The 12,379-nt window shown below is 57.1% G+C and carries 13 protein-coding genes; 5 read left to right on the top strand and 8 right to left on the bottom strand.

Annotation, left to right across the window (positions count from 1 at the left end):
• Nucleotides 1-91 precede the first annotated feature (91 nt).
• A complete protein-coding gene (locus FS819_RS15835) occupies nt 92-331 on the bottom strand; it encodes a hypothetical protein (protein ID WP_156548129.1) in 240 nt (79 codons plus the stop codon).
• A gap of 114 nt (nt 332-445) precedes the next feature.
• Between FS819_RS15835 and FS819_RS15830 the strand changes: the two genes are divergently transcribed.
• The 3 genes from FS819_RS15830 to FS819_RS15820 all read left to right on the top strand — a co-directional run bounded on the left by FS819_RS15830 (nt 446) and on the right by FS819_RS15820 (nt 3,450).
• Nucleotides 446-1,345, top strand: coding sequence for an HpcH/HpaI aldolase/citrate lyase family protein (locus tag FS819_RS15830; protein ID WP_156548128.1), 900 nt, complete (start codon nt 446-448; stop codon nt 1,343-1,345).
• 5 nt (nt 1,346-1,350) lie between these two features.
• The gene (locus tag FS819_RS15825) at nt 1,351-1,557 is read left to right on the top strand and encodes a DUF1737 domain-containing protein (RefSeq protein WP_156548127.1); all 207 of its coding nucleotides are present in this window, start codon (nt 1,351-1,353) and stop codon (nt 1,555-1,557) included.
• Between the two features lie 171 nt (nt 1,558-1,728).
• On the top strand, nt 1,729-3,450 hold the full coding sequence (locus FS819_RS15820; RefSeq protein ID WP_234624562.1) for a methyl-accepting chemotaxis protein: 1,722 nt from the start codon (nt 1,729-1,731) through the stop codon (nt 3,448-3,450).
• Nucleotides 3,451-3,582: 132 nt separating this feature from the next.
• Here the strand turns inward: FS819_RS15820 and FS819_RS15815 are convergent, their stop codons facing one another.
• From FS819_RS15815 to FS819_RS15795, 5 genes are all read right to left on the bottom strand, one after another.
• Nucleotides 3,583-4,152 (bottom strand): CarD family transcriptional regulator, encoded by a 570-nt coding sequence (locus tag FS819_RS15815; protein ID WP_041697279.1) that lies wholly within the window; start codon nt 4,150-4,152, stop codon nt 3,583-3,585.
• Between the two features lie 720 nt (nt 4,153-4,872).
• Nucleotides 4,873-5,211, bottom strand: coding sequence for a ferredoxin FdxA (fdxA, locus tag FS819_RS15810; protein ID WP_070166230.1), 339 nt, complete (start codon nt 5,209-5,211; stop codon nt 4,873-4,875).
• 353 nt (nt 5,212-5,564) lie between these two features.
• On the bottom strand, nt 5,565-5,966 hold the full coding sequence (locus FS819_RS15805; RefSeq protein ID WP_156548126.1) for an RNA-binding S4 domain-containing protein: 402 nt from the start codon (nt 5,964-5,966) through the stop codon (nt 5,565-5,567).
• A gap of 3 nt (nt 5,967-5,969) precedes the next feature.
• The gene (locus tag FS819_RS15800; protein ID WP_156548215.1) at nt 5,970-9,113 is read right to left on the bottom strand and encodes a helicase-related protein; all 3,144 of its coding nucleotides are present in this window, start codon (nt 9,111-9,113) and stop codon (nt 5,970-5,972) included.
• 11 nt (nt 9,114-9,124) lie between these two features.
• Nucleotides 9,125-9,397 (bottom strand): hypothetical protein, encoded by a 273-nt coding sequence (locus tag FS819_RS15795; protein WP_156548125.1) that lies wholly within the window; start codon nt 9,395-9,397, stop codon nt 9,125-9,127.
• 179 nt (nt 9,398-9,576) lie between these two features.
• Between FS819_RS15795 and FS819_RS15790 the strand changes: the two genes are divergently transcribed.
• Together FS819_RS15790 and FS819_RS15785 are read left to right on the top strand one after the other, a co-directional pair.
• Nucleotides 9,577-9,732 carry a DUF3309 family protein gene (locus FS819_RS15790; RefSeq protein WP_015917565.1) on the top strand — a complete coding sequence of 52 codons (156 nt, stop codon included), beginning with the start codon at nt 9,577-9,579 and terminating at the stop codon, nt 9,730-9,732.
• A gap of 34 nt (nt 9,733-9,766) precedes the next feature.
• Entirely contained in the window at nt 9,767-10,024 is a 258-nt protein-coding gene (locus FS819_RS15785; protein ID WP_156548124.1) for a YMGG-like glycine zipper-containing protein, read from the top strand.
• Between the two features lie 71 nt (nt 10,025-10,095).
• Here the strand turns inward: FS819_RS15785 and FS819_RS15780 are convergent, their stop codons facing one another.
• Nucleotides 10,096-10,821, bottom strand: coding sequence for a beta-ketoacyl-ACP reductase (locus FS819_RS15780; RefSeq protein ID WP_156548123.1), 726 nt, complete (start codon nt 10,819-10,821; stop codon nt 10,096-10,098).
• Nucleotides 10,822-11,165: 344 nt separating this feature from the next.
• Entirely contained in the window at nt 11,166-12,347 is a 1,182-nt protein-coding gene (locus FS819_RS15775; protein ID WP_156541251.1) for an acetyl-CoA C-acetyltransferase, read from the bottom strand.
• Nucleotides 12,348-12,379: the final 32 nt, after the last annotated feature.

Here is a 12,379-nt window from a genome sequence, read left to right as displayed (position 1 = left end):
TTCGCATAACCGAAAAGCCTGTCGATTTGAAGGAGAATCTTGGAGCCGCTTGCTTCATCGACGCATGGTCTCACGCGTGTACGGCGACCTATTACATATCGATAATGGTTCCGCGCCCATCATTCCAAATCCGCACCGGCTGCTGCTCTTCAGGCAGGCGTTTGCGGGCGTGAACGGCAACCGGCTTAGGCTTGAGCGTCAACGCACGCCAAGCCAGCGTTCCCGTCAAGACGGCACCGAGCACGAGCGTCAGCGAGAAAGTCAATAAAGCTGCCGCAGTCAAGGCGATGACCCCAAGGCCGAGCAATCCAAGAGCACGAAGGTTCTGCATCATAGTGTTCCTTTCAATGGTTTGAAGGTGGGGCTTCTCCTGACGCTTTACAAGAGTTATTGAGGTCGCAACCCTTGTCGCAATGAAGGTCAGACAACCGAAAGGCGAAGTGCAATGCAGACCAATCCGCCCAATCGCAGGCCGCGCTTTCGTCGCTCGTTGATCAGCGTTCCCGCTATCAACCTTCGTGCATTGGAAAAATCCCTGTCGCTTCCTTGCGATGGAATGATTTTCGATCTGGAGGATTCGGTTGCAGACGGTAGCAAGGCCGAGGCACGCGATATCCTGCGGCAGTTTCTGCAACACGCGGATTTGAACGGTCGTGAAGCCATTATCCGCGTCAACAGCCGTGATACGCGCTGGTTTGCCGAGGATTTGGCCCTTGTAGAGGCGATCAAGCCGGACGCGGTTTTGCTGCCCAAGGCTGAACGGGTGGAAGACCTGGACCGGCTTCGCACCGCAGCCGGGGCGGGGCCTGCCCTCTGGGCGATGATCGAGACACCGAAGGCCGTACTGGCGGCGTCGGAGCTTGCCAAGGCGGGCGCGGCACTAGGGCTGGAATGCCTTGTGGTCGGGCTGAATGACTTGCGCAAGAAAACCCGGGTGCCACCGGGCCTTGGTCGTCAATATCTGGTTCCCTGGCTGATGCAGGTGGTCCTGGCTGCCCGCGCTTACGGACTTGAGGTTATCGATGCGGTTTCCAATGATTTTCGCGATCTGGACGGCTTTGCAGCCGAATGCAGCCAGGGCCGTTCGATGGGCTTTGACGGAAAGATGCTGATCCATCCGGCCCAGATCGAGGCGGCCAACCAGTATTTCGGCCCATCTGAAGCCGAAATCGCCGAGGCGCGGGCGATTGTCGCGGCTTTCTCGGCGCCGGAGGCTGCAAATCTCAATGTCATCAATCTGGATGGCCGGATGATCGAGCGGCTGCATGTCGCCGAAGCCGAGCATCTTCTGTCCAAGCTGTCTCTTCTTGAACCAACACCGTCATCTCCAATCCAGAAAGGATGATCTCCATGAAAGTCTATCGTTTTCTCACCGGTCCCGACGACGCCACCTTCTGTCACCGGGTGACCGATGCCCTTAACAAGGGCTGGGAACTGCACGGCTCGCCCAGCCTGACATTCAACCCTGTCGTCAACCAGACCTATTGCGGCCAGGCGGTGGTGAAGACCGTCGAGGGCAAGACCTATGATCCATCCATGAAGCTGGGTGAACAATAAGCGTTTAAGTCGCTGGTAAGTCACTGGCCGGGTGCGAAAATGCATCCGGCTGGAGGGCTGGCTTGAAGGTTTGTCATTATCTCGAATTCGATGCGAATGTTTTGCAGAATTTACCTGTCATTCTTGAATTGGAGCTAATGTGCCGGAATATCGCTCTTGTGAGGTGTATTCGTGCGACCAGTTTTCAAGGCCCATTCGACCGGCAATTCCCACTCCGATTTTGAGGTGAAGCTTGCCTCCGCCCATTCGCGGATCGAGAAGTCCTTTCTCGATGGCGGCGCCGTACTGGTATCGGTAATGGACAATCTTGGCAGTCTGGTGGATAGCCTCGACCATTTGACCGGCGTTCTCGATGGCAAGACGACAGCGGACACCGTGCAGGGTCTTCGCAAGACGGTGTCCGATCTTGCCTTGCTGCCCGCACGGGCATCTGCGCGTCAGGACTCCTTCAGCCAGATCTCCGATCAATGTGCCTCGACCTATTCGCATGTCGAGGAAATGCGTGAGACCATTCGCTACCTGCGCACATTCGCCATCACCGTGAAGATCACCGGGGCGGGGCTTGCCGAGTTTTCAGGCTTTGCCGATGAAATCCGCGAACGTATCCAGTCCGGTGCCGAGGAAATCGACCGGTTTGCCGAGCAATTGGCGGGTATGCGCGGCCAATTGGACACGGCACGGGCATTTTCCGATGGCATCCTGTCGGATTTCAGCAATACCATTCCAACCATCGTCAGCTCACTGACCCTGAGCTCTGACCAATTGGCAACCCAGCACAAGTCAATGGCTGGCATTGCCAATGATGTGAAAGGGCTCACCCGCGCCATTCAGGGCAAGATCGCCAACGTGCTCTCGGCCTTGCAAATCGGTGACATCACCCGTCAGCGCATCGAGCATATTCAGAGTAGCCTGGACTATCTGGAGGAATTTTTTGCGGCTGGCGGAATGCGTGATCCGGCTGAAAAAGAGGCGCTTCGTCAGGCTGTCCTGCATCTTGCCCATGCGCAATTGCAGGAATCCCTGGATGATTTCCGGCAGAAATGCACATCGATTGCCGCCAATATGTCGAGCTTTACCAGCGATGCTGCCCGCGTTCTGGCGCTGCGTGACGAATTGAACCAATCAGGCGGCGATAATGACCGCAGCCTGCTGCGCAAGATGGAAAGCGATATCAGCCATGCCTGCGCGCTTTCGGCGCGCGTCCAGGACCGCAGCCATGAATCGGATGCTGTCGTCAGTTCCGTTACCCAGTCCGCTCAGGCGCTCCAGGAAGGCATTGAGACGATCCGGTCGATCAAGACCGATATTCACTACATGGCGCTGAATTCCAATCTTCGCTGCTCCCGTCTTGGTGATGCCGGTCGGTCCGTCAATGTCGTCAGTGGCGAATTGCGCACCTTTGCCGCCAAGCTAGAAACCCCAGCCGATGCCATTGTTGAGGACATGCGCTGCGTCGAAGAGGCGACGGCGTCGCTGACCCGCGACGACAGTGACGACATCAACCATATTCATGAGCCGCTGAACCTGGCGCTGGATAAGATCCGTGTTGTCGCGACGGATATGGAAAAGGGGCTTGAGGCCTTTGGGGCCGAAGGCCAGCTGGTGTTCAGCCGGATCAGCGCGGCGGTGACCAAGCTTGATTTCGATGGCGAATTGGGTGGTCTGCTGCTGGATTGCCTGGCAATCGCCGACCGCGCCCGCGGGCATATGCCGTCGCTATCGGCTATTCCCGCTGCTGCGCTGCCACTCAGCCAGAAAATCTTTGCCATCTACACGATGGCGCAGGAGCGCGATATCCATCAGCGTTTCCTGCCGTTGCAGGCTGGCTTGGTGGTAGATCAGGCCGAGGTTTTTGAAGACGATGAACAGTTGTTTGCCGGAGCATTGTTTTAGAGTTTTCAGCGAAAACTGGACATCCATTTTCGGAAAATCCGCTGCAAAACCTGAGCCTCAGCATCCATGGATGCGCAGAAGACATAAAAAAACCCGGCAATGCCGGGCTTTTTTATGTTGGAATGAGCAAGCTTACGCTGCTTCTTCCTGAGTTTCGTCTTCTTCCACGGACTTGCCGCGCTTCGGGCCTTTGGCAAGATTGACTTCCACCAGCCGGACGGCTTCGGTTTCAGACATCTTGTTGACGGCGGCGATTTCACGCGCCATGCGGTCCAGTGCGGCTTCATAGAGCTGACGCTCGGAATAGGACTGTTCCGGCTGGTGTTCGGCACGGAAAAGGTCACGAACCACTTCGGCAATGGAAATCAGATCGCCGGAATTGATTTTCGCATCATATTCCTGTGCCCGGCGTGACCACATGGTCCGCTTGACACGTGCTTTGCCCTGAACGACTTTCAAAGCCCGATCAACAAAATCGGTTTCCGAAAGCTTGCGCATTCCAATGGTGACAGCCTTGGTGACCGGCACTTTCAAACGCATTTTATCTTTATCGAAATCGATTACAAAAAGCTCAAGCTTCATGCCCGCGACTTCCTGCTCTTCAATGGCGGTGATCGTACCGACGCCATGGGCCGGATAAACGATCGCCTCACCTGTCTTGAAGCCCTGACGCGTCGAGGATTTTTTCTGCTGGGTCGTCATTCGCTCTAAAAACTCCCTGTTACTGTATCGGCGACAGCCGACCCCAGGCCGAAAGACCCGGATGAGACGGGGGAACCGTCGGGTGACTCCATGCTGATCCAGTTACGATCAAACGAATAAAAGCACATCAGTGACAGAACCGGCGAGGTTTACATGTCACAAACATAACTTTCGTGGATTTTTCGGCTTTCGCGGTAGGTTTGGGCACACAAATGCCCTCACGTGTGGATCAGTTCTATAGGCTTAACATAAAAAAGTGAGGAAATCAATATTTTGCTGCCTTGCGACCGCTTGACGGCGGAAACTGTTCTTCTTTAAGGGTGCGGTTTGACCTGTCATTGGCTAACCTCGCCAAGGTAAAATAAAATATCTTTTAACCTATTGATTTTTTTAGAATTTCAGAAAATCGCACACGCTGTGGCAGCGATTCTTTTTGCTGCTTTGCTCCCGACCGGTCACGTCAATTCTTCGCAGCGACACGCAATTGCATGGCTGCTGTCATAAAAAACAGAAGCTGCCATGCAGTTTTATGCGAAGTCTCAAAGATGTGAACCTGAAGGCATTGCAAATATCTCAAATGCGACAAAGGCTTGAGGTATCCGGCAAACAATAGGACGAGGTAATCTTCAACTGGCTTCGCATCGTCCGTTGCCGCCCAACAGACGACATCCGGGGGGGGCGACATCCAGAATCGGGTGAGACCGCGTCGCAACTCGCCAATCAGTCGCCCGTGCCAGGCTTTTCCGAGAAATAAAGTTCGAACTTGCCTTCGACGCCATCCATTTCCTTGGCTTCGGGCAAAGCATCGCGCTTGGTGGTGATGTTTGGCCAGATCTGGGCAAACTCCGCATTGATTTTCAGCCACTTATCGAGACCCGGTTCCGTGTCTGGCTTGATGGCTTCAGCCGGACATTCCGGCTCGCAGACGCCGCAATCGATGCATTCATCGGGATTGATGGCCAGAAAATTCTCACCTTCGTAAAAACAGTCGACCGGGCATACTTCCACGCAATCGGTATATTTGCAGCGTATGCAGTTGTCAGTCACGATATACGTCATGCGGTACTCCAGAGATCTCTCGATGGCGAGTGCGACGCCGCGTCTTGCAGGAACGAATTAGGCAAGGAAAAATCGACTGTCCCATATCATGCACAGCTTTTTCCACAAGGGCAGTGAGCTACTGCTTTCCAGACCTGTTAGCAAGGATAAATCATCCCTATCTCGATGCGATAGAGGTCGATTTTCCTAGTGGCCACCAAGCGCTTCCCAAACCGGACCGGCCAGCTCTGATACCAGGCTCAACGATGTTGGCATATCCTCGCCTTGCGCAGATTTCGAATATCTCCAATGCATCAAAGGCTTGAGATATTCGAAAATGGAAGAGGAACTTTTATTTTCGATGACCCGACGTGTCAGTCTTCGCCATCCATCAGACGGTCCACTTGCCGACGCTCGCGCTTGGTTGGACGGCCTGAACCGGGAAGTCTTTGTGCCTGTTCAAAAGCGGTGAGGGCGTCGCGGGGCTGGCGCGGCGGTGACTGGTCCTCATAGAGAAGTTTTGCCTGCTCGTAAGGGCCGCGATGCGTGCCGGGCTGGCGAACGACAAGTTTCATGTCGTGATTGGCAAGCGTAATATCCAGCACGTCGCCGGGCCGGACAATGATGCTGGGCTGCTTGGCTGGTTTGCCATTGACCCGGACCCGGCCCGAGACGATCTGCTGCTGGGCCAGCGTACGGGATTTGAAAATCCGCGCAAAAAACAGCCACTTGTCGATCCGTTGCGAGGGTCCGGCGAGTGGCTGTTGTTCGCTCATGGCTTACTTCTTCATCTGCTCCTTCAAGGCAGCAAGTTTGGCGAAAGGAGAATCCGGATCGATCGGCTTTTCCTTGCGCGGCGGCTTTGCCTCGAAACGCTGCGGCTGGGCTGACTTTGTGTCCCTGTCGCGGTCCTTACGCGGACCGCGATCATCGCGGTCGCCCCGGTTTGCGTGCTTGTCGCGGTTGCCGTCTCGGTCGCGGGGCTTGCCATGATGGCCACCCTCGCGGCGCTTATCGTCGCGGTCACGTCCACCTTCTGTACGGACACCGTCCGTACGAGCGTCTGGCTTCTGCTCGCCCTGCTGCGGGGCGCGCTTGGCACCCTGCGGACGGCGGTCGCCCTGTTGTGGACGTCCAGCCTGGCGCTGGTTGTCGTTGCGTCCGCCGGGACGCCAGAGCAGAACCGGCTTGGGTTCCGTGGGTCCTTCCGGATTGGCAAGAAGGTCAGCGGATGGAGCCTCGGTCGCTGCAACTTCGGCCTCTTTGACCTCCGCTGGTGCTTCTGGCGTTGCTTCGGCGCTGATTTCAGCACTTGGGACGGTCTCGAGCGCTGCCGGTTCAGCCGCGACTGTTTCCGCCGCCGTGGCTTCGCTCTGCTGATCTGCATCGTCTTCGTCGGCCTTTTCGACGCTTTCGGATGTCTGTGTCGAGGCATTGGCAGGTGTTGCGGCGGGCTTGTCGTCCTGGGTTCCGAGGAAGGCCTGGGCCTCTTCCGCCTTGACGGCATCGGCGCGGTAGCCGAGACCTTTGAGGATTTCTTCCATGTCATCGGGCGTTGCGCCGAGGATGGAGAGCATGGCGGTCGTTGTGGTGAACCGACGGCCATCATAGGCGCCGTCCGGACGCGGCGTGGTGCCGGGCTTCCATTGCAGCAGCGGACGGATCAGATCCGCCAACCGCTCCAGAATGTCGATGCGTACGGCGCGCTTGCCGAGGAAACGGAAACCGGCGAGCTTGTAGAAATTGCGCTCGAAGCTCGGATCGGTCACCACGGAGGTGCGGCCTGCGGCCAAAACCGGGATGAGATCGCCATAGCCGGGCTTGTCCAGGCCATCGTTCTTCAAGGCCCAGAGGAGAGTGATCAACTCGGCCGGTGCCGGCTTCAACAGGGCCGGCATGAAGATGTGATATGCACCGAAGCGCACGCCGTAGCGGCGCATGGAGGCGCGTGCATCCTGGTCCAGCGATTTCACCTCTTCGGTGACATCACGGCGGAACAGAATCCCAAGCCCTTCGACCAGCTGGAAGGCCAATCCCTTGGAAAGGCCCTGCAGGTCTTCGGCCCGCGACAGATCGTCGAGCGGCTTCAGAATGGTCGAGATATGATGATTGACGAAGCGCTCGATGCGGGCGACGACGTGATCGCGCGCATTGCCGCTCAGCGGTTCGTCCGCCAGCAGCAAAATGCGAGGGCGCATGATATGATCCGAACCGGTCAGCTTGGCGACGGGATCGCCCAGCCAACGGACGAGACCGTCGGAACTGAGCGCCAGATCTCCATTGCCGGAGGCATGCAGTCTTGCAGCCCGCGCTTCGAATTCCAGGCCAAGCGCCTTTTGGGCAGCGGTTTGCACCGCCTTGGCGTCCGGCCCCTCGGTTCCAGAGATCGGCGTAAACCGGAATCCGGAGAGTTGGCCCACGTGATGTCCCTCGACGAAGACATCACCGTTCACACTGATTTCAGCTTCCAGCATCCCATTCTCTCTCAAGCGCTTCATAAGCACAGATGTCCTGCGATCAACAAAGCGTTTCGTCAACCTTTCATGTAACGCGTCAGACAATCGATCTTCGATTTCCCGCGTCTTTTCTTGCCAGTGTGTCGGATCGGCAAGCCAACCTGGCCGGTTCGACACATACGTCCAAGTTCGGATCTGCGCAATGCGCGCAGAAAGAGTATCTATCTCACCGTCTGTCCGGTCGGAGCGATACACCTGCTCTGCCATGAAATCTTCGTTCACACTACCGTGCCGGGCAAGGTCGGAATAGAGGGTAAGAATCAGATCGGCATGTTGTGCCGGGGTAATTCGTCGATAATCCGGTAATGCGCAGGCATCCCACAGTAGCGACACCCTGTTTGGTGACGAAGCAAGGTCCTGGACTTCCGGATAGCGAGCCAGATAATCCAATGCCTGCTGGTCGATTGCCGGCAGCGCCCGCACCAGTCCCGCTACCTTGGGTGCAGCATCCAGGCTACGGCGCAGGTTGGCAATCGAGGAAAAATCGAATTGGGCGGTGCGCCATTGCAGCACCTTGACCGGGTCGAAATGATGGCTTTGCAGCCGCTCCACCAGTTCCGGCTCGAAGGGGTCGACCCGTCCCGTCACGCCAAATGTGCCATCTTTTAGATGGCGTCCGGCACGTCCAGCAATCTGGCCCAGTTCTCCGGGATTGAGATTGCGAAACTGATAGCCATCGAATTTGCGGTCCTGGGCAAAGGCAACATGATCGACATCGAGGTTCAGGCCCATGCCGATCGCATCGGTCGCCACGAGATATTCGACATCGCCGGATTGGTAGAGGCCGACCTGGGCATTGCGGGTGCGCGGGCTGAGTGCGCCGAGCACCACAGCGGCCCCGCCGCGCTGGCGACGGATCAATTCGGCAATGGAATAGACCTCGTCGGCGGAGAAGGCGACGATTGCCGTGCGCTGCGGCAGCCGGGTGATCTTCTTTTCGCCGGCATAAAACAGCTGCGACAGGCGGGGACGCTCGATAACGGTGATGCCCGGCAGCAGATGCTGAAGGATCGGCTTCATGGTCGCCGAACCAAGCAGCAGGGTTTCTTCGCGTCCACGCAGATGCAACAGCCGGTCGGTGAAAATATGCCCGCGCTCGAGATCGCCCGCCAACTGGATTTCATCGATGGCGACGAAAGCGACTTTGGTCTCGCGCGGCAGCGCCTCGACGGTGCAGACAGAAAACCTTGCATTGGGGGGCGTGATTTTTTCCTCACCGGTGATGAGGGCGACATGCGCCGCGCCGACCCGCTCGACCACCCGGGTATAGACTTCACGCGCCAGCAACCGCAAAGGCAGGCCGATCATACCCGATCCATGGGCAACCATGCGCTCGATGGCATAATGGGTCTTACCCGTATTGGTCGGCCCCAGCACAGCAATGACGCTGCGGCCGCTCAGGATCATGGGTTGCGAAGTCAAATCGTCGCTCCGGACTGCACTGTCAAAAGAGGATAGCCATAGCCGATCTTCCTTCGGGACCACACATGGCGATGCCTTGGAGCAAAGGCAAGAAAAGAATTACCCAGGCGCTGCTTTTCCGGCTCCAGAGGCGAATAGAAGGGAAATAACCTCCGGTTGTGGTAAATTTTGGTCGTTTTGAGCGTCAGGCTTTGATTCGGAACAGCTAAAGAACGAATCGGCGACGAATCACTGACTCCAGCTCTTTCATGTTTTGTTCCAGCCTTCATCTTGTGGGTCCGTAGCATGAGGGGAACAAGATAATGGAGGCCACGCACAACCGAAAACGGTGCCGGTCTTTAAAACTGTGGCTGATGGAGGAAAGGGCAGACCGGGTGGAACAATACAGGACCAGGATCATTATAGGGTCACATGAATTAAGACATGCTGAAAAGTAAAGGGAAACACCATGCTAGGCACAATTCTCGTCATCATCCTCATATTGTTGCTGCTTGGGGCGCTTCCGACTTGGGGTCATAGTCGCAACTGGGGTTATGGTCCGTCCGGCGGCCTGGGTCTGGTTGTCGTCATCATTATTATTCTGCTGCTTATGGGCCGTATCTAGTGGCTGGCCAGGCCAGGAAGAAGAGGAAGCTTTCATGAAAAAGACAGTTATTGCCATAGCCATGCTTGTGCCGATGATCGCGTCTTGTACGCCAACGGAACGTGGTGCCTCAATTGGTGCGGCATCCGGCGCTGTGATCGGTGGCGTTGCCACCAATTCGGTTGGGGGCGCTGCTGTAGGCGCCGTCGGCGGTGGCGTTATTGGTGCGTTGATCGGCCAGTCGACCGAACGTCGGGGCTACTGCGTTTACCGCGACCGTTATGGCCGCCAGTACGAGCGCCGTTGCCGCTAAATCGCATGCCATTGAATATAAAAAGCCGCCGGAGCGATCCGGCGGCTTTTTTTGGATATTAGGCCAGGGTATCAGACGAAGAACTGGCCACCATTGGCGGAAATCGTCGAGCCAGTAATGAAACCGGCGTCATCGGAAGCGAGAAACACCACGATGCGGGCAATTTCTTCCGGTTCGCCGAGGCGTCCGACTGGAATTTGCGGAATGATCCGCTCGTTCAAGACTTTTTCCGGGATCGCCCGGACCATTTCCGTGCCGATATAGCCTGGGCAAATCGCATTGACGGTGATGTTTTTGGCAGCACCTTCCTGTGCAAGCGCCTTGGTAAAGCCGAGATCGCCAGCCTTGGCGGCAGAATAATTGGCCTGGCCCATCTGACCCTTCTGGCCGTTGATGGAGGAAATGTTGATGACGCGGCCAAAGCTGCGGTCGCGCATGCCCGTCCAGACCGGGTGGGTAACATTGAACAGACCGGTCAGATTGGTGCCAATCACATCGTTCCATTGCTCAGGGGTCATTTTGTGGAACATGGCATCGCGGGTGATGCCGGCGTTGTTGACCAGGATTTCAACCGGCCCGAGGGCCGCCTCGACGGCAGAAATACCCTGCTTGCAAGCCTCGTAGGAGGAGACGTCCCATTTAAAGACCGGAATGCCGTTTTCGGCTTCAAATGCCTTTGCGGCCTCGTCATTGCCAGCATAATTGGCGGCAACCGTATATCCAGCTGCCTTCAATGCCGTTGAAATCGCTGCGCCGATGCCACGCGTTCCGCCGGTTACCAAAGCTACCCTGCTCATTCCAGTCTCCTCTCAATAAGTGTTTTCTTGTGTTGCGCCTCTCCGTACCCTAGGGGGCAAGGAGTGACATCCCCCAATTCAATGGGTGCTTCTGCGAAATACACAGAGAACGCCAGTCATTACGGTTTGACACCGGAAACATTGAACTGGAATGATGCAGGTAAAATATGGCCGGATCGGTTCTCGGCTCGTTTATTGTCTCGGCGGTGCGCATGCGGTCCGCCGCTGAAACCAGTTTCGCTGATTCCATCCGGCAAAAGGAAAGGGAGGTGATCAGGCGATACCCTCACCGTTTACGATATCAAAGCCCGATGGTTCCCCATCGGGCTTCAGGCTCGATAGGCTCAGAGACCTTCGATGCACATGGCAACGCCCATGCCACCACCGATGCACAGGGTCGCCAGACCCTTCTTTGCGCCGCGCCGTTTCATTTCAAACAGCAGGGTGTTGAGAATACGGGCACCAGATGCCCCGACCGGGTGGCCGATGGCAATGGCGCCGCCATTGACATTGACGATCGACGTATCCCAACCAAGATCCTTGTTGACGGCGCAGGCCTGGGCGGCAAAGGCTTCGTTGGCCTCGACCAGGTCGAGATCGTTCACACTCCAGCCGGCCCTTTCAAGCGCCTTGCGGGATGCAGGGATGGGACCTGTGCCCATGATCTTCGGATCGACGCCAGCCGTTGCCCAGGAGGCAATGCGTGCCAAGGGCTGGATGCCGCGGCGGACGGCTTCAGCTTCGGTCATCAGCAGGGCGGCGGCGGCCCCGTCATTGATGCCGGATGCATTTCCAGCGGTGACGGTGCCTTCCTTGTCGAAAGCGGGACGCAGCTTGGTCATGCTGTCCAGTGTCGCACCTGCGCGGATATATTCATCGGCATCGACGATCACATCGCCCTTGCGGCCCGGCACTGTGACCGGGACGATTTCGTCCTTAAACCGGCCTGCGGTCTGGGCGGCTTCGGCCTTGTTTTGCGAAGCAACCGCAAAGGCGTCCTGTTCGTCGCGGGTCAGCTGCCACTGGCGGGCAACATTTTCGGCGGTGACGCCCATGTGATAGCCGTAAAAGGCATCGGTCAGGCCGTCCTTGATCATGGTGTCGATCATTTTCATGTCGCCCATCTTGGTACCGGCGCGCAAATGGGCGCAGTGGGGGGCAAGCGACATGGATTCCTGGCCGCCAGCAATGATGATCGAGGCGTCGCCGGTGGCGATCTGCTGCATGCCGAGTGCCACGGCGCGCAAGCCGGAGCCGCAGAGCTGGTTCAGGCCCCAGGCGGTTTTTTCCTGCGGGATACCAGCCTTCATGGCGGCCTGGCGGGCGGGGTTCTGGCCCTGGCCGGCAGTCAGGATCTGGCCGAGGATCACTTCGTCGACTTCGGCGGCCTCGATGCCTGCGCGTTCCAGCACGGCCTTTATCGCGGTCGCACCCAGATCATGCGCGGCAACGTTGGCAAAAGCCCCGTTGAAAGAGCCAACTGCCGTTCGAGCCGCGCTGGCAATGACGATGGAAGGCGTAGACATGGGTATCTCCTCGATAGTGTTCTTTGCTGCGG

Origin of the sequence: Allorhizobium sp. Av2, from assembly GCF_021462805.2 — a bacterium.
In the GTDB taxonomy this organism is placed as follows: Bacteria; Pseudomonadota; Alphaproteobacteria; order Rhizobiales; family Rhizobiaceae; genus Allorhizobium; species Allorhizobium vitis_G.
Note: the sequence above shows the minus strand (reverse complement) of the source record. Positions and strands in the feature narration are given on the sequence as shown.

What these genes read in the sequence shown, in the direction of transcription:
- FS819_RS15835 (WP_156548129.1), bottom strand. Translation starts at nt 331, where the DNA reads ATGCAGAACCTTCGTGCTCTTGGATTGCTCGGCCTTGGGGTCATCGCC.
- FS819_RS15830 (WP_156548128.1), top strand. Translation starts at nt 446, where the DNA reads ATGCAGACCAATCCGCCCAATCGCAGGCCGCGCTTTCGTCGCTCGTTG.
- FS819_RS15825 (WP_156548127.1), top strand. Translation starts at nt 1,351, where the DNA reads ATGAAAGTCTATCGTTTTCTCACCGGTCCCGACGACGCCACCTTCTGT.
- FS819_RS15815 (WP_041697279.1), bottom strand. Translation starts at nt 4,152, where the DNA reads ATGACGACCCAGCAGAAAAAATCCTCGACGCGTCAGGGCTTCAAGACA.
- fdxA (WP_070166230.1), bottom strand. Translation starts at nt 5,211, where the DNA reads ATGACGTATATCGTGACTGACAACTGCATACGCTGCAAATATACCGAT.
- FS819_RS15805 (WP_156548126.1), bottom strand. Translation starts at nt 5,966, where the DNA reads ATGAGCGAACAACAGCCACTCGCCGGACCCTCGCAACGGATCGACAAG.
- FS819_RS15800 (WP_156548215.1), bottom strand. Translation starts at nt 9,113, where the DNA reads ATGATCCTGAGCGGCCGCAGCGTCATTGCTGTGCTGGGGCCGACCAAT.
- FS819_RS15795 (WP_156548125.1), bottom strand. Translation starts at nt 9,397, where the DNA reads ATGAAGGCTGGAACAAAACATGAAAGAGCTGGAGTCAGTGATTCGTCG.
- FS819_RS15790 (WP_015917565.1), top strand. Translation starts at nt 9,577, where the DNA reads ATGCTAGGCACAATTCTCGTCATCATCCTCATATTGTTGCTGCTTGGG.
- FS819_RS15785 (WP_156548124.1), top strand. Translation starts at nt 9,767, where the DNA reads ATGAAAAAGACAGTTATTGCCATAGCCATGCTTGTGCCGATGATCGCG.
- FS819_RS15780 (WP_156548123.1), bottom strand. Translation starts at nt 10,821, where the DNA reads ATGAGCAGGGTAGCTTTGGTAACCGGCGGAACGCGTGGCATCGGCGCA.
- FS819_RS15775 (WP_156541251.1), bottom strand. Translation starts at nt 12,347, where the DNA reads ATGTCTACGCCTTCCATCGTCATTGCCAGCGCGGCTCGAACGGCAGTT.